14 protein-coding genes are annotated in these 14,233 nt (G+C 53.6%); all 14 read left to right on the top strand.

Annotated features, from left to right (window positions below; all coding sequences use genetic code 11):
* The first annotated feature begins 33 nt into the window (after positions 1–33).
* On the top strand, positions 34–1,425 hold the full coding sequence (asnS, locus tag B5G27_RS07605) for an asparagine--tRNA ligase (RefSeq protein WP_087178325.1): 1,392 nt from the start codon (positions 34–36) through the stop codon (positions 1,423–1,425).
* A 112-nt stretch (positions 1,426–1,537) separates the two neighbouring features.
* Positions 1,538–2,590 (top strand): metallophosphoesterase family protein, encoded by a 1,053-nt coding sequence (locus B5G27_RS07600; protein WP_087178324.1) that lies wholly within the window; start codon positions 1,538–1,540, stop codon positions 2,588–2,590.
* 89 nt (positions 2,591–2,679) lie between these two features.
* Positions 2,680–4,305 carry an ATP-binding protein gene (locus B5G27_RS07595; RefSeq protein WP_087178323.1) on the top strand — a complete coding sequence of 542 codons (1,626 nt, stop codon included), beginning with the start codon at positions 2,680–2,682 and terminating at the stop codon, positions 4,303–4,305.
* Positions 4,302–5,636 (top strand): CCA tRNA nucleotidyltransferase, encoded by a 1,335-nt coding sequence (locus B5G27_RS07590; RefSeq protein ID WP_087178322.1) that lies wholly within the window; start codon positions 4,302–4,304, stop codon positions 5,634–5,636. Before B5G27_RS07595 ends, B5G27_RS07590 begins: the two co-directional genes overlap by 4 nt.
* A gap of 122 nt (positions 5,637–5,758) precedes the next feature.
* Entirely contained in the window at positions 5,759–6,772 is a 1,014-nt protein-coding gene (locus B5G27_RS07585) for a CotS family spore coat protein (RefSeq protein ID WP_087178321.1), read from the top strand.
* Positions 6,773–6,875: 103 nt separating this feature from the next.
* Positions 6,876–8,558, top strand: a complete 1,683-nt coding sequence (locus B5G27_RS07580; protein ID WP_087178480.1) for a phospho-sugar mutase — start codon at positions 6,876–6,878, stop codon at positions 8,556–8,558.
* A 225-nt stretch (positions 8,559–8,783) separates the two neighbouring features.
* Entirely contained in the window at positions 8,784–9,056 is a 273-nt protein-coding gene (locus B5G27_RS07575; RefSeq protein WP_087178320.1) for an HU family DNA-binding protein, read from the top strand.
* A gap of 198 nt (positions 9,057–9,254) precedes the next feature.
* Positions 9,255–9,494, top strand: a complete 240-nt coding sequence (locus B5G27_RS16890; protein WP_087178479.1) for an RNA-binding S4 domain-containing protein — start codon at positions 9,255–9,257, stop codon at positions 9,492–9,494.
* Positions 9,495–9,549: 55 nt separating this feature from the next.
* On the top strand, positions 9,550–9,846 hold the full coding sequence (gene yabP / locus B5G27_RS07565; RefSeq protein WP_087178319.1) for a sporulation protein YabP: 297 nt from the start codon (positions 9,550–9,552) through the stop codon (positions 9,844–9,846).
* A gap of 6 nt (positions 9,847–9,852) precedes the next feature.
* A complete protein-coding gene (yabQ, locus tag B5G27_RS07560) occupies positions 9,853–10,191 on the top strand; it encodes a spore cortex biosynthesis protein YabQ (RefSeq protein WP_087178318.1) in 339 nt (112 codons plus the stop codon).
* A 122-nt stretch (positions 10,192–10,313) separates the two neighbouring features.
* A complete protein-coding gene (locus B5G27_RS07555; protein WP_087178317.1) occupies positions 10,314–10,652 on the top strand; it encodes a septum formation initiator family protein in 339 nt (112 codons plus the stop codon).
* A gap of 141 nt (positions 10,653–10,793) precedes the next feature.
* Entirely contained in the window at positions 10,794–12,191 is a 1,398-nt protein-coding gene (locus B5G27_RS07550) for a SpoIIE family protein phosphatase (protein ID WP_087178316.1), read from the top strand.
* Positions 12,192–12,231: 40 nt separating this feature from the next.
* Positions 12,232–13,734, top strand: a complete 1,503-nt coding sequence (gene tilS / locus B5G27_RS07545; RefSeq protein WP_087178315.1) for a tRNA lysidine(34) synthetase TilS — start codon at positions 12,232–12,234, stop codon at positions 13,732–13,734.
* Positions 13,691–14,218: a hypoxanthine phosphoribosyltransferase gene (gene hpt / locus B5G27_RS07540; protein WP_087178314.1), complete on the top strand. Its 528-nt coding sequence runs from the start codon at positions 13,691–13,693 to the stop codon at positions 14,216–14,218. The genes tilS and hpt overlap by 44 nt, the downstream gene beginning before the upstream one ends.
* The last annotated feature ends 15 nt before the right edge of the window (positions 14,219–14,233 follow it).

Here is a 14,233-nt window from a genome sequence, read left to right as displayed (position 1 = left end):
ACTGACAATCAACAACGGAGGAGTTATTTAGATATGGAATTAACGACGATTCGGGAATTATTTAAGAACAGAGAACAGTATCTGGACCAGAAGGTGACGGTCGGCGGCTGGGTGCGCAGCATCCGTGATTCAAAGACTTTTGGTTTTATGGTGTTAAACGACGGCTCTTTCTTTGAGACGCTGCAGGTTGTATATCACGATAAGATGGAGAATTTTGCTGAGGTTTCCAAATTGAATGTCGGGGCAGCGGTCATCGTGACCGGGACTCTGGTAGCGACGCCTCAGGCAAAGCAGCCGTTTGAGATCCAGGCGGATGAAGTACAGGTTGAGGGTGCTTCAGCTCCGGATTACCCATTGCAGAAGAAACGACATAGTTTCGAATATCTCAGGACGATTTCTCATCTCCGCCCCAGGACGAATACGTTCCAGGCAGTATTCCGCGTGCGTTCACTGGCGGCTTATGCGATCCATAAGTTTTTCCAGGAGAGAGGATTTGTGTATGTGCACACTCCGCTGATCACGGGGAGCGACTGTGAGGGAGCGGGAGAGATGTTCCGCGTGACTACCCTTGATATGGAAAATGTCCCGAAAAATGAGGACGGGTCCGTGGACTATACAAAGGATTTCTTTGGGAAAGAGACCAGCCTGACCGTGAGCGGGCAGCTGAACGGCGAGACATATGCCCAGGCATTCCGCAGCATCTACACATTCGGTCCTACATTCCGTGCGGAAAATTCGAACACAACGAGACATGCCGCTGAATTCTGGATGATCGAGCCGGAGATCGCGTTCGCGGATCTGGAGGATGATATGGATCTGGCGGAGGCAATGCTCAAATATGTGATCCGCTATGTGCTTGAGAACGCGCCGGAGGAGATGAACTTCTTTAATTCCTTTGTGGACAAGGGGCTGTTGGACAGGCTGAACAATGTGGCGGACTCTGATTTCGCGAGGGTGACTTACACGGAAGCTATTGAGATCCTTGAGAAGAACAATGACAAATTCGAATATAAAGTGTCCTGGGGATGCGACCTCCAGACAGAGCATGAGCGCTATCTGACAGAGCAGATTTATAAGCGCCCGGTATTTGTCACGGATTACCCGAAGGAGATCAAAGCCTTCTATATGAAGCAGAATGATGATGGAAAGACAGTCGCGGCAGTGGACTGCCTTGTACCGGGGATTGGTGAGATCATCGGAGGAAGCCAGAGGGAGGACGACTACGACAAGCTCCTGAACCGTATGAATGAGCTGGGATTAAAGGAAGAGGATTATGATTTCTATCTTGACCTGAGAAAGTACGGCTCCACGAGACATGCGGGATTCGGGCTCGGCTTTGAGCGGTGTGTGATGTATCTGACAGGAATGTCAAACATCCGTGATGTGATCCCGTTCCCGAGGACAGTAAATAACTGTGAATTATAATCTGTAAGAATGATGTGCATAGTCCGGGAAACACGCGGACAAAGGCAGAGGGCAGGGCGTGACATTTCAGATGTGGCGCCCTGTCCCTTTTCCGGCGGACAGGAGGTGCTGAATGAGATTTATCCATATCGCGGACGTGCATCTGGGCGCGCAGCCGGATGCAGGCCCGCTTTACAGTGAGAACAGGCCGCAGGAGCTCTGGGATACTTTTGAACATGTGATCCGCGTATGCGAGGAAGAACGGACGGACCTGCTGCTCATAGCGGGGGACCTGTTCCACCGCCAGCCCCTGCTCAGGGAGCTGAGGGAAGTGGATTATCTGTTTTCGCGGCTGACTCACACAAAGGTAGTGCTCATAGCGGGGAACCACGACTATATCCGGCGGGATTCCTATTACAGGACCTTCAGGTGGAGTGAGAATGTGTATCCGCTTTTTGGGAGAAATCTGGAATATGTTGATTTCCCTGAACTGGGCACTGCTGTGTACGGGCTCAGCTATCACAGCAGAGAGATCAGTGAGCCTCTGTATGACGGGGCAGCGCCGGCCGGGGCGGAGCCCATAGAGATACTCCTCGCCCACGGGGGCGACCAGAAGCATATCCCGATCGACAGGAAGGTTTTGGCGTCATCAGGATTCTGCTATATCGCTCTGGGGCATATCCATAAGCCTCAGGCACTGGAAAAAGACAGGATCATTTATGCGGGGGCGCTGGAGCCTGTGGACCGGAATGACACAGGGCCGCACGGGTACATCAGAGGAGAGGCCTCGAAGGCGGTAGTCAGGACGCAGTGGATCCCCTGTGCCGAAAGAGAGTACATACATCTGGAACTCGACGTGGACGGATCCGATACAGAAGGAAGCGTCAGAGAAAGAATCAGACAATACATAGATGAACAAGGAAATAATAATATTTACAAAATAACTTTAATAGGAAAAAGAAGCCCGGATATCATATTTGATACAAAAAGGATCGCAGGGATGGGAAATATACTGGAAGTGGCGGATGAGACCTGTCCGGCGTATGATATCACGCGGCTTTTGGAGGAAAACAGAGAGAATCTCCTGGGGCAGTATATTTCACACTTCGCAGGCTGCCGGGAAGGAAGCCTTGAATATGAGGCGCTCTGTGAGGGGATCGACGCGATCCTGGCAGGGCGAGAATGAGGCGGAGACTTCATCGGCAGGGGTCCTGCCGGATAACGGCGGAAGAGAGCGGAGAAGCCGGCGGAAGATACAGGTGAGAGGGAGCAGGCATGGTCATCAGAGAATTATATATCAAAAATTTCGGAAAATTTAAAGAACGCCACTTTTATCTGAACGATGGCGTGCAGGTCATATCCGGGGAAAATGAATTCGGGAAATCCACCCTCCATGCTTTTATCCGCGCCATGCTTTTCGGGTTGGAACGGGGGCGGGGGCGCGCTGCGGCAAGGGATGCGTTTACCCGCTATGAGCCGTGGGACGATCCGGGATCCTATGCCGGTGTCATGCGTTTTACATGCGGAGGGCGCAATTTCAGGCTGGAGCGCAGCTTTGCCAGGGCGGCGCAGCGGGCGTCGCTTGTCTGTGAGGATGACGGGGAGGAATTATCCCTGGAGCACGGCGATCTGGACATGCTGCTGGGGGGAATGTCCGCGGTGCTCTTTGACAGTACTGTGTCTGTGGGACAGCTCCAGGCCCGGCCGGGGCAGGAGCTTTATGAGGCGTTGGAAAACCGCGCGGCCAATTACTTTGAGACGGGGAGCGGCGAGATCGATCTTGCGGCGGCATTCCGTCTGCTGAAGGAAAGGCAGCGCAGCGTGGAACGGGAAGTCAGGGAGCAGGAAGCCGCCCGGGAGAAAGAACAGGAGAAAGTCCGCCTGGAATGCCGGTATCTGGAGCAGGATATGCGGGCGCTCCAGGACGAATATGAGGAAAAGAGAGGGCAGCTGGAAAAGCTGGGAAATCCTGAGGAAACAGAAGCGGCGCGGGACGAGGGACAGCAGACCGGGACCGCGGGGCGTAAGGAAAGCGTGTCCGGACCGGGGAACCTGATCCGTATGGGAGCAGTGGGAGTGCTGGCAGGTGCAGTGGGCTTCCTGTGGAGCCTGTTCCTTGAAAATGCCGTGCACACTCTTCCGTCAGCGCCTTTCGCAGGGGTATCCGCTGTGGTCATGGCAGTCGGTATCCTGCTCCTGGCTGCCGGTACCGCTGCGGCTGTGAAAGCGAGGCGGAGCGGCGCGGGGGCAGAGGATGTGCGCCCCGGGGAGAAAGCAGTTCAGAGGAAGACAGAAGGAAACGGGAAAAGCCGGGCAGAAGGAAGCGATAAAAATCAGGCAGAGGCAAGAAGGATCCAGGGAGAGATGGACCATATCCGGTCCGCCTGGAAGGAAAAAGAGATCCGCTGCGCGAACCTGCGGGAACAGTGCGAAGAGTGCGGGGACAGCGATACACTGAGGATCCTGCGCAGGCGGCAGCAGGCGCTCGCCCTGGCGGCGGAGACGCTTGAAAAGACGGCGGCGGAGATGGGGGACCAGACAGCTGGGATCCTCAACAGGAGAGCGTCGGAGATATTTGCGGCTTTTACAGATGGAGCATACCAGTCTCTCCGTATGGACGGGGAGAGACACCTGTCTGTGTGGGACGGCGTCAGAAACATCCCGGCAGAGCGCCTGAGCCGCGGGACGGTCGAGCAGATCTATCTTGCGGTGCGCCTGGCGGCGGCAGATATCCTGCTGGAGGAGCCTGTGCCGCTGATCCTGGATGATGTGTTCGCTTTTTATGATGACAAAAGGCTGGAGTCTGCATTAAAATGGTTGAGCAGCCAGAGAAAACAGGTTATAATATTTACCTGTCATAAGAGAGAAGAAGAGATAGCAAAGAGGGTAGTTTACTCATGAAGATAGCATTGCCAAGAAAAGTGACGATGATCATTAATAATCTGCAGCTCCACGGGTATGAGGCATTCGCCGTGGGCGGGTGCGTGCGGGATTCTATCCTGGCGAGACGGCCCGAAGACTGGGATATCACCACGTCCGCCCGGCCGGAAGAGATCAAGAAGCTTTTCCGCAGGACTGTGGACACAGGGATCGAGCACGGGACGGTCACAGTCCTGATCGGAAAGGATTCCTTTGAAGTGACGACCTACCGTGTGGACGGGGCGTACGAGGACGGAAGGCATCCCAAGGAGGTGCATTTTACAAGCCGGCTGGAAGAGGACCTGCAGCGCAGAGATTTTACGATCAATGCCATGGCCTATAATGATGAGGTGCGGCTGGTAGATGTATTCGGGGGGATGAAGGACCTGAACCACCACCTGATCCGGTGCGTTGGAGATCCGTGGGAGCGGTTCTCGGAGGATGCGCTGAGGATCCTGCGTGCGGTGCGCTTTTCCGCGCAGCTTAATTTCCCCATCGAGAAAGAGACCGCCCAGGCAGTGAGGGAGCTTGCCCCCACTCTGGAAAAGATCAGCGCGGAGCGGATCCAGGCGGAGCTTGTCAAGCTCCTCGTATCCCCGCATCCGGAGCGGATCCAGGATGCATATGAGCTGGGGATCACCAAGGTGATCCTGCCGGAGTGGGATGCCATGGTCGGAGTGGAGCAGAATACGCCCCATCATAAATACGATGTGGCGCAGCACACTCTGCGAGCCCTGAAGAATGTAAAGCGGGATAAGATCCTCCGCCTTACCATGCTGTTCCACGACATGGGGAAACCGGCGATGCGCACTACAGATGAGAATGGGCGGGACCACTTTAAAGGCCATGCCCTGGTCAGCGAAGAGATCGCCCGAAAGGTCATGCGGCGGCTGAAGTTTGACAATGACACTGTGAAAAAAGTGTCCAGGCTCGTGTGCTATCACGATTACCGTGTGGAAGCGACGCCGAAGAATGTGCGGCGCGCGATGAACCGGATCGGCGTAGAGCTGTTCCCCTATTATCTCGCGGTGCGCATGGCGGACGCCAAGGCGCAGAGCACATACAGACGCAGGGAAAAGATCGAGAATATCGTAGCCATGAGACAGCTCTACCAGCAGGCGCTGCTGAACAGGGAATGCGTCACTCTGAGACAGCTGGCGGTCGGAGGGAGAGAACTCATGGATCTGGGCATGAAGCCAGGGAGAGAACTGGGCAGTATGCTGAGCGAGCTGCTGGAATACGTGATCGATGACCCGGAGAGAAATAAAAAAGAAATACTCTGCGCATATGTAAAAGAAAAAACAGGCCGGTAATCATACTCGGGCCGACTCTCTCATAGATTAGAATAACAGTTCAGGCGTGCCCCTGCCGGAGAGGGAAAACGGCGGGGCGCACCGGGCTGTTATGATCAAAGAGTGTCTGACAGGGGGCGGCTATGAGAGAGGAATATGAGCTGGAAGTATTGGAACAGTATAATATAGAAGTAAAAGGCACCCGAAGGATAAGGGGTGCGTTTTTTTGCGATACAAATGAGGGGACGATGCTGCTGAAGGAGACGAAGATATCAGCGCGGCGTGCCCCTTTATTATATGAGGTGCTCAGCCGGATCGAAAAGCGTGGAAACGTAAAAGTTGACACTCCTGTATTTACAGAAGATGGGGAACTGCTTGTCACTTCGAGAGAAGGGACTGTATATATGCTGAAACGATGGTATCAGGGACGGGAATGCGATATCCGCCAGGAAGGAGAACTCCTGCGCGCGGCTGCGCAGCTTGGCCGGCTGCACAGGGAGCTGGATGCTGTTTCCGCCGGACAGGACTCTGCGCCGCTGCCTGCTCCGTTTCCGGGGAAAAGGAGCCCGCTGGAGGAGATCGTGCGCCATAACCGTGAGCTGAAAAAGGTGCGTTCTTTTATCCGGGGGCGGGTGGCTAAGAATGAATTCGAATACCTTTATCTTGAAAGCTTTGAGAAAATGTACGGTATGGCTGAGAGGGTCCGGCAGAAGATGGAGGGATCCGGGTGCGGGGAGCTGTATGCAGGCTGCATGCGGCGGGGGACCCTCGTACACGGAGATTATAATTACCACAATATTCTGGTCCTGAAGCAGGGGCTGGCGGTGACAGGATTTGAACATATGTGTTCAGATATCCAAATGCATGACTTGTATTACTTTATGAGAAAGGCAATGGAAAAACATCATTGGAAACGAAAAACAGGACAGCAGCTTCTCGAGGCATATGAGGAAGAGCGTCCGGTCTGTCCGGAGGAGAGGGAATATCTGGGACTTTTTCTCGCCTACCCGGAAAAATTCTGGAAGACAGCCGGGAGTTATTACCGGTCAAATAAGTCGTGGCTGCCTGAAAAATGCGTGGAAAAGCTGAAACTTTCCGTTCGCCAGGCGGAAGAAAAACAGTGTTTTCTGGAGGAAGTATTTTCTTTAAATATATAACAGAGTTTTGTTGCTGTCCGGGCTGAAACATGGTATATTAGAACTGGATTTATTTGTGATTTTGTACAAAAAAACCAATAAAAAGACAGTAGGAGTGGTAAAAATGTATCAGGAAGAGTATAAGCGCTGGATGGCAGCGGATCTGGAAGATGCAGATCTGAAGCCGGAGCTGGCAAAGATCGAAGGAAAAGACGATGAGATCAAAGAACGTTTTGCGGTTGCGCTGAAATTCGGGACAGCGGGGCTGCGCGGCGTGCTCGGCGCGGGGACGAACCGCATGAATATCTACGTCGTGCGCCAGGCGACACAGGGACTGGCAAACTGGGTGAAGACCCAGGGCGGTACACAGACTGTGGCGATCAGCTACGACAGCCGCTTAAAGAGCGATGTGTTTGCGAAGACAGCAGCAGGAGTGCTGGCTGCAAACGGGATCAAAGTAAGGATTTATGACGCACTGATGCCCGTGCCTGCGCTCTCTTTTGCTACACGCTATTATAACTGCAATGCGGGGATCATGGTGACTGCTTCCCACAACCCTGCAAAATACAACGGATACAAGGCTTACGGCCCGGACGGATGCCAGATGACGGACGATGCGGCGGCGATCGTGTATGAGGAGATCCAGAAGACAGACGTCCTGACAGGGGCGAAATATATGTCCTTTGCACAGGGAGTTGAGGAAGGGTTCATCCGCTTTGTGGGCGATGACTGCAAGAGGGCCCTCTATGACGCGATCGAGTCACGTCAGGTACGCCCGGGACTGTGCAAAACAGCGGGACTGAAACTGGTGTACAGCCCTCTGAACGGTTCAGGGCTTGTGCCGGTCACACAGATATTGAAGGATATCGGAGTGACGGACATCACCATCGTACCGGATCAGGAATATCCGAACGGCTATTTTACGACATGCAGCTATCCGAACCCGGAGATCTTTGAGGCGCTTGAGCAGGGGCTGAACCTGGCGAAAGAGACAGGGGCAGACCTGATGCTGGCGACAGACCCGGATGCGGACCGTGTCGGCATTGCCATGAAGTGTCCGGACGGATCCTATGAGCTGGTCAGCGGAAATGAAGTGGGAGTCCTGCTCCTTGACTATATCTGCGCGGGACGCATAGAGAAGGGGACCATGCCGGAAAATCCGGTGGCAGTGAAATCCATCGTTTCCACACCTCTGGCTGACGCGGTAGCAGAGCACTATGGCGTAGAGCTCAGGAGCGTGCTGACAGGATTCAAGTGGATCGGCGACCAGATCGCCCGGCTGGAGCAGGCGGGCGAGGTAGACCGCTTTATCTTCGGATTCGAGGAGAGCTACGGATATCTTGCCGGACCGTATGTGCGGGACAAGGATGCGGTCATCGGTTCCATGCTGATCTGTGAGATGGCTGCATATTACAGGAGCATCGGAAGCTCCCTGAAACAGAGGATGGAAGAGATCTACGCGCAGTATGGGCGCTATCTCAATAAGGTAGACAGCTTTGAGTTCCCGGGATTGAGCGGGATGGACAAGATGGCTGGCATCATGGAGAAGCTCCGTGAGGAACCGCTCAAAGAGATCGCCGGGTACAGAGTGGCGTCGGTGACGGATTATGAGAAACCGGAAGAGACCGGGCTTCCGTCGGCAAACGTGCTGATCTACAAGCTGGAGAATAATGAGACTGTGATCGTCCGCCCGTCAGGGACAGAGCCGAAGATCAAGATCTACTATACGACACTTGGTAAAGACCTCGCTGAGGCGCAGGCTGAGAAAGACAAACTTGCGGAAGCTCTGAAACCTGTAATGGAGTAATTTCACTTTGCTGCTGGGCTGGCGCTGCCTGAAAAACATTCCCGCTGAGCCTGCTGCGGCCATTGTGTCTGCTTTTTCGCCAAAACGCCGAAAAATCTTGACAAAGCCTTATGAAACCGTTATAACAGTACATAAAGGCGGAAACATGCGGACGACCGGGCATATTCCCCTTTGAAAAATCAGTATAAAATTGTATGCAGGTACAATAAAGAGGAGGATTTACCTATGAACAAAACAGAACTTATCGCAGCGATCGCAGAGAAGGCAGAAATTTCCAAGAAAGATTCTGAAAAAGCTTTAAAAGCTTTTGTCGACGTTGTTGCAGAGCAGCTTAAAAATGACGATAAAGTTCAGCTCGTAGGCTTCGGGACATTCGAGGTAAGCAAGAGAGCAGCAAGAGAAGGAAGAAACCCGCAGACAGGACAGACTATGAAGATCGATGCATGCAAGGCACCGAAATTCAAAGCAGGAAAAGCATTAAAGGATGCGATCAACTAATCTTGTCTTGTACTTAAGATAAAGGAACGGACAGGCACTTGCGATGCTGAGTGGGCATCGCAGGTGCCTTTTTACGCGGTGCGCCCGGGAAGCGGTTTTGGCCCGCATGAGCGGCTGGCTGCCGGGCTGCGGACAGCGGACGGTCCTGGCGCGGGCTGCCCCGGCATCGCGGAGAACGGGGAAGGAGGAGGTGAGAGCATGCGTCTGGACAAATTTTTGAAAGTATCCCGTCTGATCAAGAGGCGGACTGTGGCAAATGAAGCCTGTGATGCAGGGCGTGTCATGGTCAACGGCAGGCCGGCAAAAGCATCGGTGCAGGTAAAGCAGGGGGATGTGATCGAGATCGGTTTCGGCACAAAGACAGTAAAGGTGGAAGTAGTCGATGTGCAGGAGACGACGAAAAAGGAGCAGGCAAAGGACCTGTTCAAATATCTTTAGGAATAAATAAGGGCTGTCTCTCATATATTTAAAAGCAGAGTGGGAGGGAGTGCGGATGGAAGAACAGCGTATCGCGAAGACACACAAACTGGTGGTCAACAACAGGAAGACAGCGGCGGTGACAGGGGTGCTGGATGTCCTTTCTTTTGACCTGAATGAGATCCTGCTTGAGACGGAACAGGGGATGCTGATGGTCAGGGGAACGGATCTGCATGTGAACAGGCTCAGCGTGGAAAAAGGCGAGGTAGACCTCTCAGGCAGCATCGACAGCATCGCATATTCCAACATTTCGCAGAGCGGGGGGAAGACCACAAAGACCACAGAAGGCTTCCTGTCGAAGCTGTTTAAGTAGGCGGCCGTGATCCTCGGTATCGGGACGGAAGCGGGCGTTTTCCTTTATGCCGGGCTGTCGGGCATGGCTGTAATGTTTGCCTGCCGGTTCCTCTCCTGTCTCAGAAAGCTGATCCCGCACAAGCCCTGGGTTGTGGGGGCGGAGGATCTGTGTTTCTGGGTCGCTGCCAGCGCTTATATTTTCAATGGGATGTATGAGACTACATATGGGAGTATCCGATGGTTTTTCCTGCTTGGCCTCGGAACAGGTGCAGGAGCGGGATATGTGCTGGTATGTCTCGGAAGAAAGGCGGGCAGGAAGATCAGCTCAGCTTTTCTCAGTCGGAAAAAGAAGCTGAAAAGATAAAGGCTGAAAACATAAGCGGGAAAAGAGAAAATAAAAGCCTTGAAAAAAGAAGGGAAAGAATATAAAATAGTTTTTGATAACGGGGAAGATAAATTACAGATTAATAAGCAGGGTGAGTATGGATGGATAAGATGAGACAGCAGAGAGCTGTAAGACAGAGGCAGAAAAGGAAAAATTCCAGGCTGAGACAGCATAAGAGGAGTGTTCTGCTTATCTGTGCGGTACTGGTGGCCATGACAGGCGTCCTCGCGGCAGGTTCTCTGAAACTGAATGCGAAAAATGCCAGGTATAAGGCTCAGGAAGAGGAGCTGGAGGCGCAGATCAAAGAAGAAGAGCAGCGTGCGAAAGAAGTAGAAGAATTCGAGGAATACGTAAAGACAGATGATTATATAAAGGACACTGCCGAGGAGAAACTGGATCTGGTGGATCCCAATGAGATCCTGTTCAGGCCGGCGCAGTAAACAGTCCGGCAGGCTGCAGTGGATATAAGACAAGGATTACGAATGAAGACTTCGGGAAAGATTCCCGGGGTCTTTATTTGTTCAGCGGAAAATCCGGCCCTGTTATGCCGCAGGGACTCCGGAAGGAAGGGAGATAATGGTATGGAAGATGGACAGGCGCTGCACGGTAGCCCGTATGTAGAACAGATCGAGAAATTCGCACATTCTCTCCGGCAGCTCTCCCACACGTTCCTGGGGCTTGAGGAAAAGCGCCAGGCATTTTCTTCGGAAGAGATCGAGGAGATCTTTTCGGGAGTAAGGGAGCGTGTGTGCGCAAAATGTGAGAAATGCGGCTGGTGCTGGGGAGAAAATTTCGTGCACACATATCAGATGGGGTATGATGTCCTCTCCGCGGTGGACAAGTATGGGAACGAGCTGAACACAGAAACGAAACGGAAACTGATGCAGAGATGTATCATGGCGCCCAGGTTCCTGCGCGAGACACTGGAAGGATTCCACGGCGCGCGGCAGAACATCATCTGGGTGAACAGGATCGCCAGGAGCCGCGAGAGCTGTGCTGTCCAGCTCGATACTTTCGCGGATATGATGCAGCATACGGCGAAAGAGCTGGAGGACAGTATCTTCACGGATGAGCGCCTGGAGAAAAAGATAGCCTCAGCCCTGAAGAAAAGGGGTGTCCGGGTGCTCTATACGCATTTTTTTATGAATGGGGAAGGGAAATATGAGATCCATGTGACTGCGCGGAGCATGAAGAGGGACAAGGTGCCTGTAAAAGAAATCGTGCGGGCAGTGTCAGATGCGGCGGGCAGGAAATTTGTACTGCCCGGGGACAGTGCGCAGATGCTCGGGAGCAGATACATGACGGTCGTGTGCAGAGAGGGGCCGGCCTTTTATACGATGCAGGGGACAGCGCGGATCGGTAAGGGGTGCGCAGATATCTCAGGGGATAATTTTTCCATGATGGATATGCCCGGAGGAAGGCGCGGGGCAGTCCTCTCGGACGGCATGGGATCCGGGGAGGAGGCATGCCGGGAGAGCACGCTGGTCATCGAGCTGCTCGAGGAGCTGCTGGCAGCAGGCTTCCCGGAAAAAACCGCGATCCAGATGATCAATACGACCCTGGTCATCGGGCGGGAGGAGATCCATTATTCTACAGTGGATATGACAGTGTTTGACCTCTACACAGGAGAGTGCGAGATCATAAAGGCAGGGGCCTCTTCCACATTTATAAAGAAAAAGGACAGTGTAGAACACCTGAGCTCCACCAGTCTGCCCATCGGGGTGATGAACCACATAGAGATCGATTCCGTTAAGCGGAAACTGGAGAGCGGTGACTTCGTGATCATGGTAACGGACGGGGTGCTGGACGCCCTGCCTGTGGGCGAGCAGGATATCCTGCTGGAGACGATCATACAGGGGAGCGCGATCGCTAATCCGAAGGAGATGGCGCACCATATACTGGAACAGGTGCTCGCGTGGACGGGAAAAGAGCCTGCGGATGATATGACAGTGCTGGCAGTGGGGATCTGGGAGTCTTAGGGCTCTTTACTTTTGGGCATGAATTGGTTATAGTTTACATATGATGAGAAATGAAGAGAGAGAAGTGGAAAAGTTCATCAGGAAACACGGCATGATCGGGAAAGGTGACGTGGTGGTCGCAGGCGTATCGGGCGGAGCGGACTCGGTATGCCTGCTTTTTGTGCTCTGCGGACTGCGCAGGGAGCTTGGGTTCAGCGTCAGGGCATGCCATGTGAACCACGGGCTGCGCGGCGCTGAGGCGGATGCGGACGAAGAATATGTGAGAAGGCTGTGCCGGGATCTGGGCGTGCCGTGCCGTTTTTTTCATGAAGATGTAGAATGGATCGCCAGGAAACGGAAACAATCTCCTGAGGAGGCAGGGCGGATGGTGCGCAGGGAGGCGTTCCTGACGATGTGCCGTGAGGATGGCGGGACAAAGATCGCGACTGCCCACCACAGAGATGACAATGCGGAGACAGTGCTCCTCAATATGGCGCGGGGGACCGGGCTGAAAGGACTCGGCGGCATCCGCCCGGTGACCGGGAAATGGATCCGTCCGCTCCTTGCGCTCACGAGGGAGCAGACAGAGGGCTATCTGAGGAGACGCGGCATAACGTGGTGTGAGGACGCGACGAACAGCGGGGATGAGTATACACGGAACCGCATCCGGCACAATATCCTGCCTGCCCTGGAGACGCAGGTGAACAGGCGGACAGCGGCACATCTGGACGATCTGTCCAGGCAGGCACAGGAAATCTGGGACTACCTGGAACAGGGAGTGGACCTCGCGTGGGAGAAATGTGTAAAAAAAGGACAGAGCACCCGGCCCGGGATGTGTACCGGCGCAGGGGCCGGGGGAAATACCGGGGAGACACGCGCGCTCGAAATCGATAAAGGGATGTTCGAGCAGGAGATGCCCGCTGTGCGGACCCAGCTTTTAAGAAGATGCCTCGCACAGGTCAGAGGGCGGGAGCGCGACATAGGGACCGCGCATGTCAATGCGGTGGCGGAACTTTTCGGGAAGCAGCCGGGCAGGCGGATCGACCTCCCCGGAGAGATACGGGCAGAACGTACCTGTGCAGGGGTATGTATCAGGAAAAAAGAAGAAAACAGAACAGATTTCGAGATCCCTCTGTGTATCCCGGGAGAGACGGCTGTCCCGGAGACGGGACAGCGGATCATATGCCGGTTTGTGGAAAACGCGGATATCCAGGCAGCCAGCCTGATCCCGCAAAAAAGTTACACGAAATGGTTTGATTATGATATAATAAAATACAGTCTTTCTGCGAGAACAAGGCAAAGCGGCGATTATCTCGTTATTGATGAGAACGGGAGCCGTCAGAAGCTGAAGGCTTTTTTTGTGAATGAGAAGATCCCGCGGGAGAAAAGAGACTGTATGCTGCTCATCGCGGACGGGGCCCATATCATATGGATCCCGGGGCACAGGATGAGCGGGGCGTACCATATCAGCAGCAGGACAGAGAAGATTCTTGAGATAAAGATAACGGAGGAAGAGGGAAATGGCAGAGACGATCAGGGTATTGGTCCCGGAAGAGAAGGTTGACGAAAGGATCAGGGAGCTGGGAGAGCAGATCAGCAGGGACTATGAAGGGAAGCAGGTCCACCTTATCTGTGTGTTAAAAGGCGGCGTATTCTTCATGTGCGAGCTGGCGAAACGTATCACAGTGCCGGTATCCATGGACTTTATGTGCGTGGGAAGCTACGGGGACGGGACTGCATCCAGCGGAGTCGTGCGCATTGCAAAGGATCTGGATGAGTCGATCGAAAATAAAGAAGTGCTGATCGTTGAGGATATCATTGATTCAGGAAATACACTGTATTATCTGATGGATGTCCTTAAAAAGAGAAACCCGTCCAGCATGCGGCTGTGCACGCTCCTGGACAAACCGGAGCGCCGGGTGAAGGATGTGAAGGTGGACTACTGCGGATTTGAGATCCCGGATGAGTTCGTGGTGGGATACGGGCTTGATTATGCCCAGAAATACAGGAACCTTCCATATATCGGAGTGGTGGAAGGCCTGGAATAGAGAGGAGTATAGATT

Origin of the sequence: Lachnoclostridium sp. An76 (assembly GCF_002161355.1) — a bacterium.
In the GTDB taxonomy this organism is placed as follows: Bacteria; Bacillota; Clostridia; order Lachnospirales; family Lachnospiraceae; genus Mediterraneibacter; species Mediterraneibacter caccavium.
Note: the sequence above shows the minus strand (reverse complement) of the source record. Positions and strands in the feature narration are given on the sequence as shown.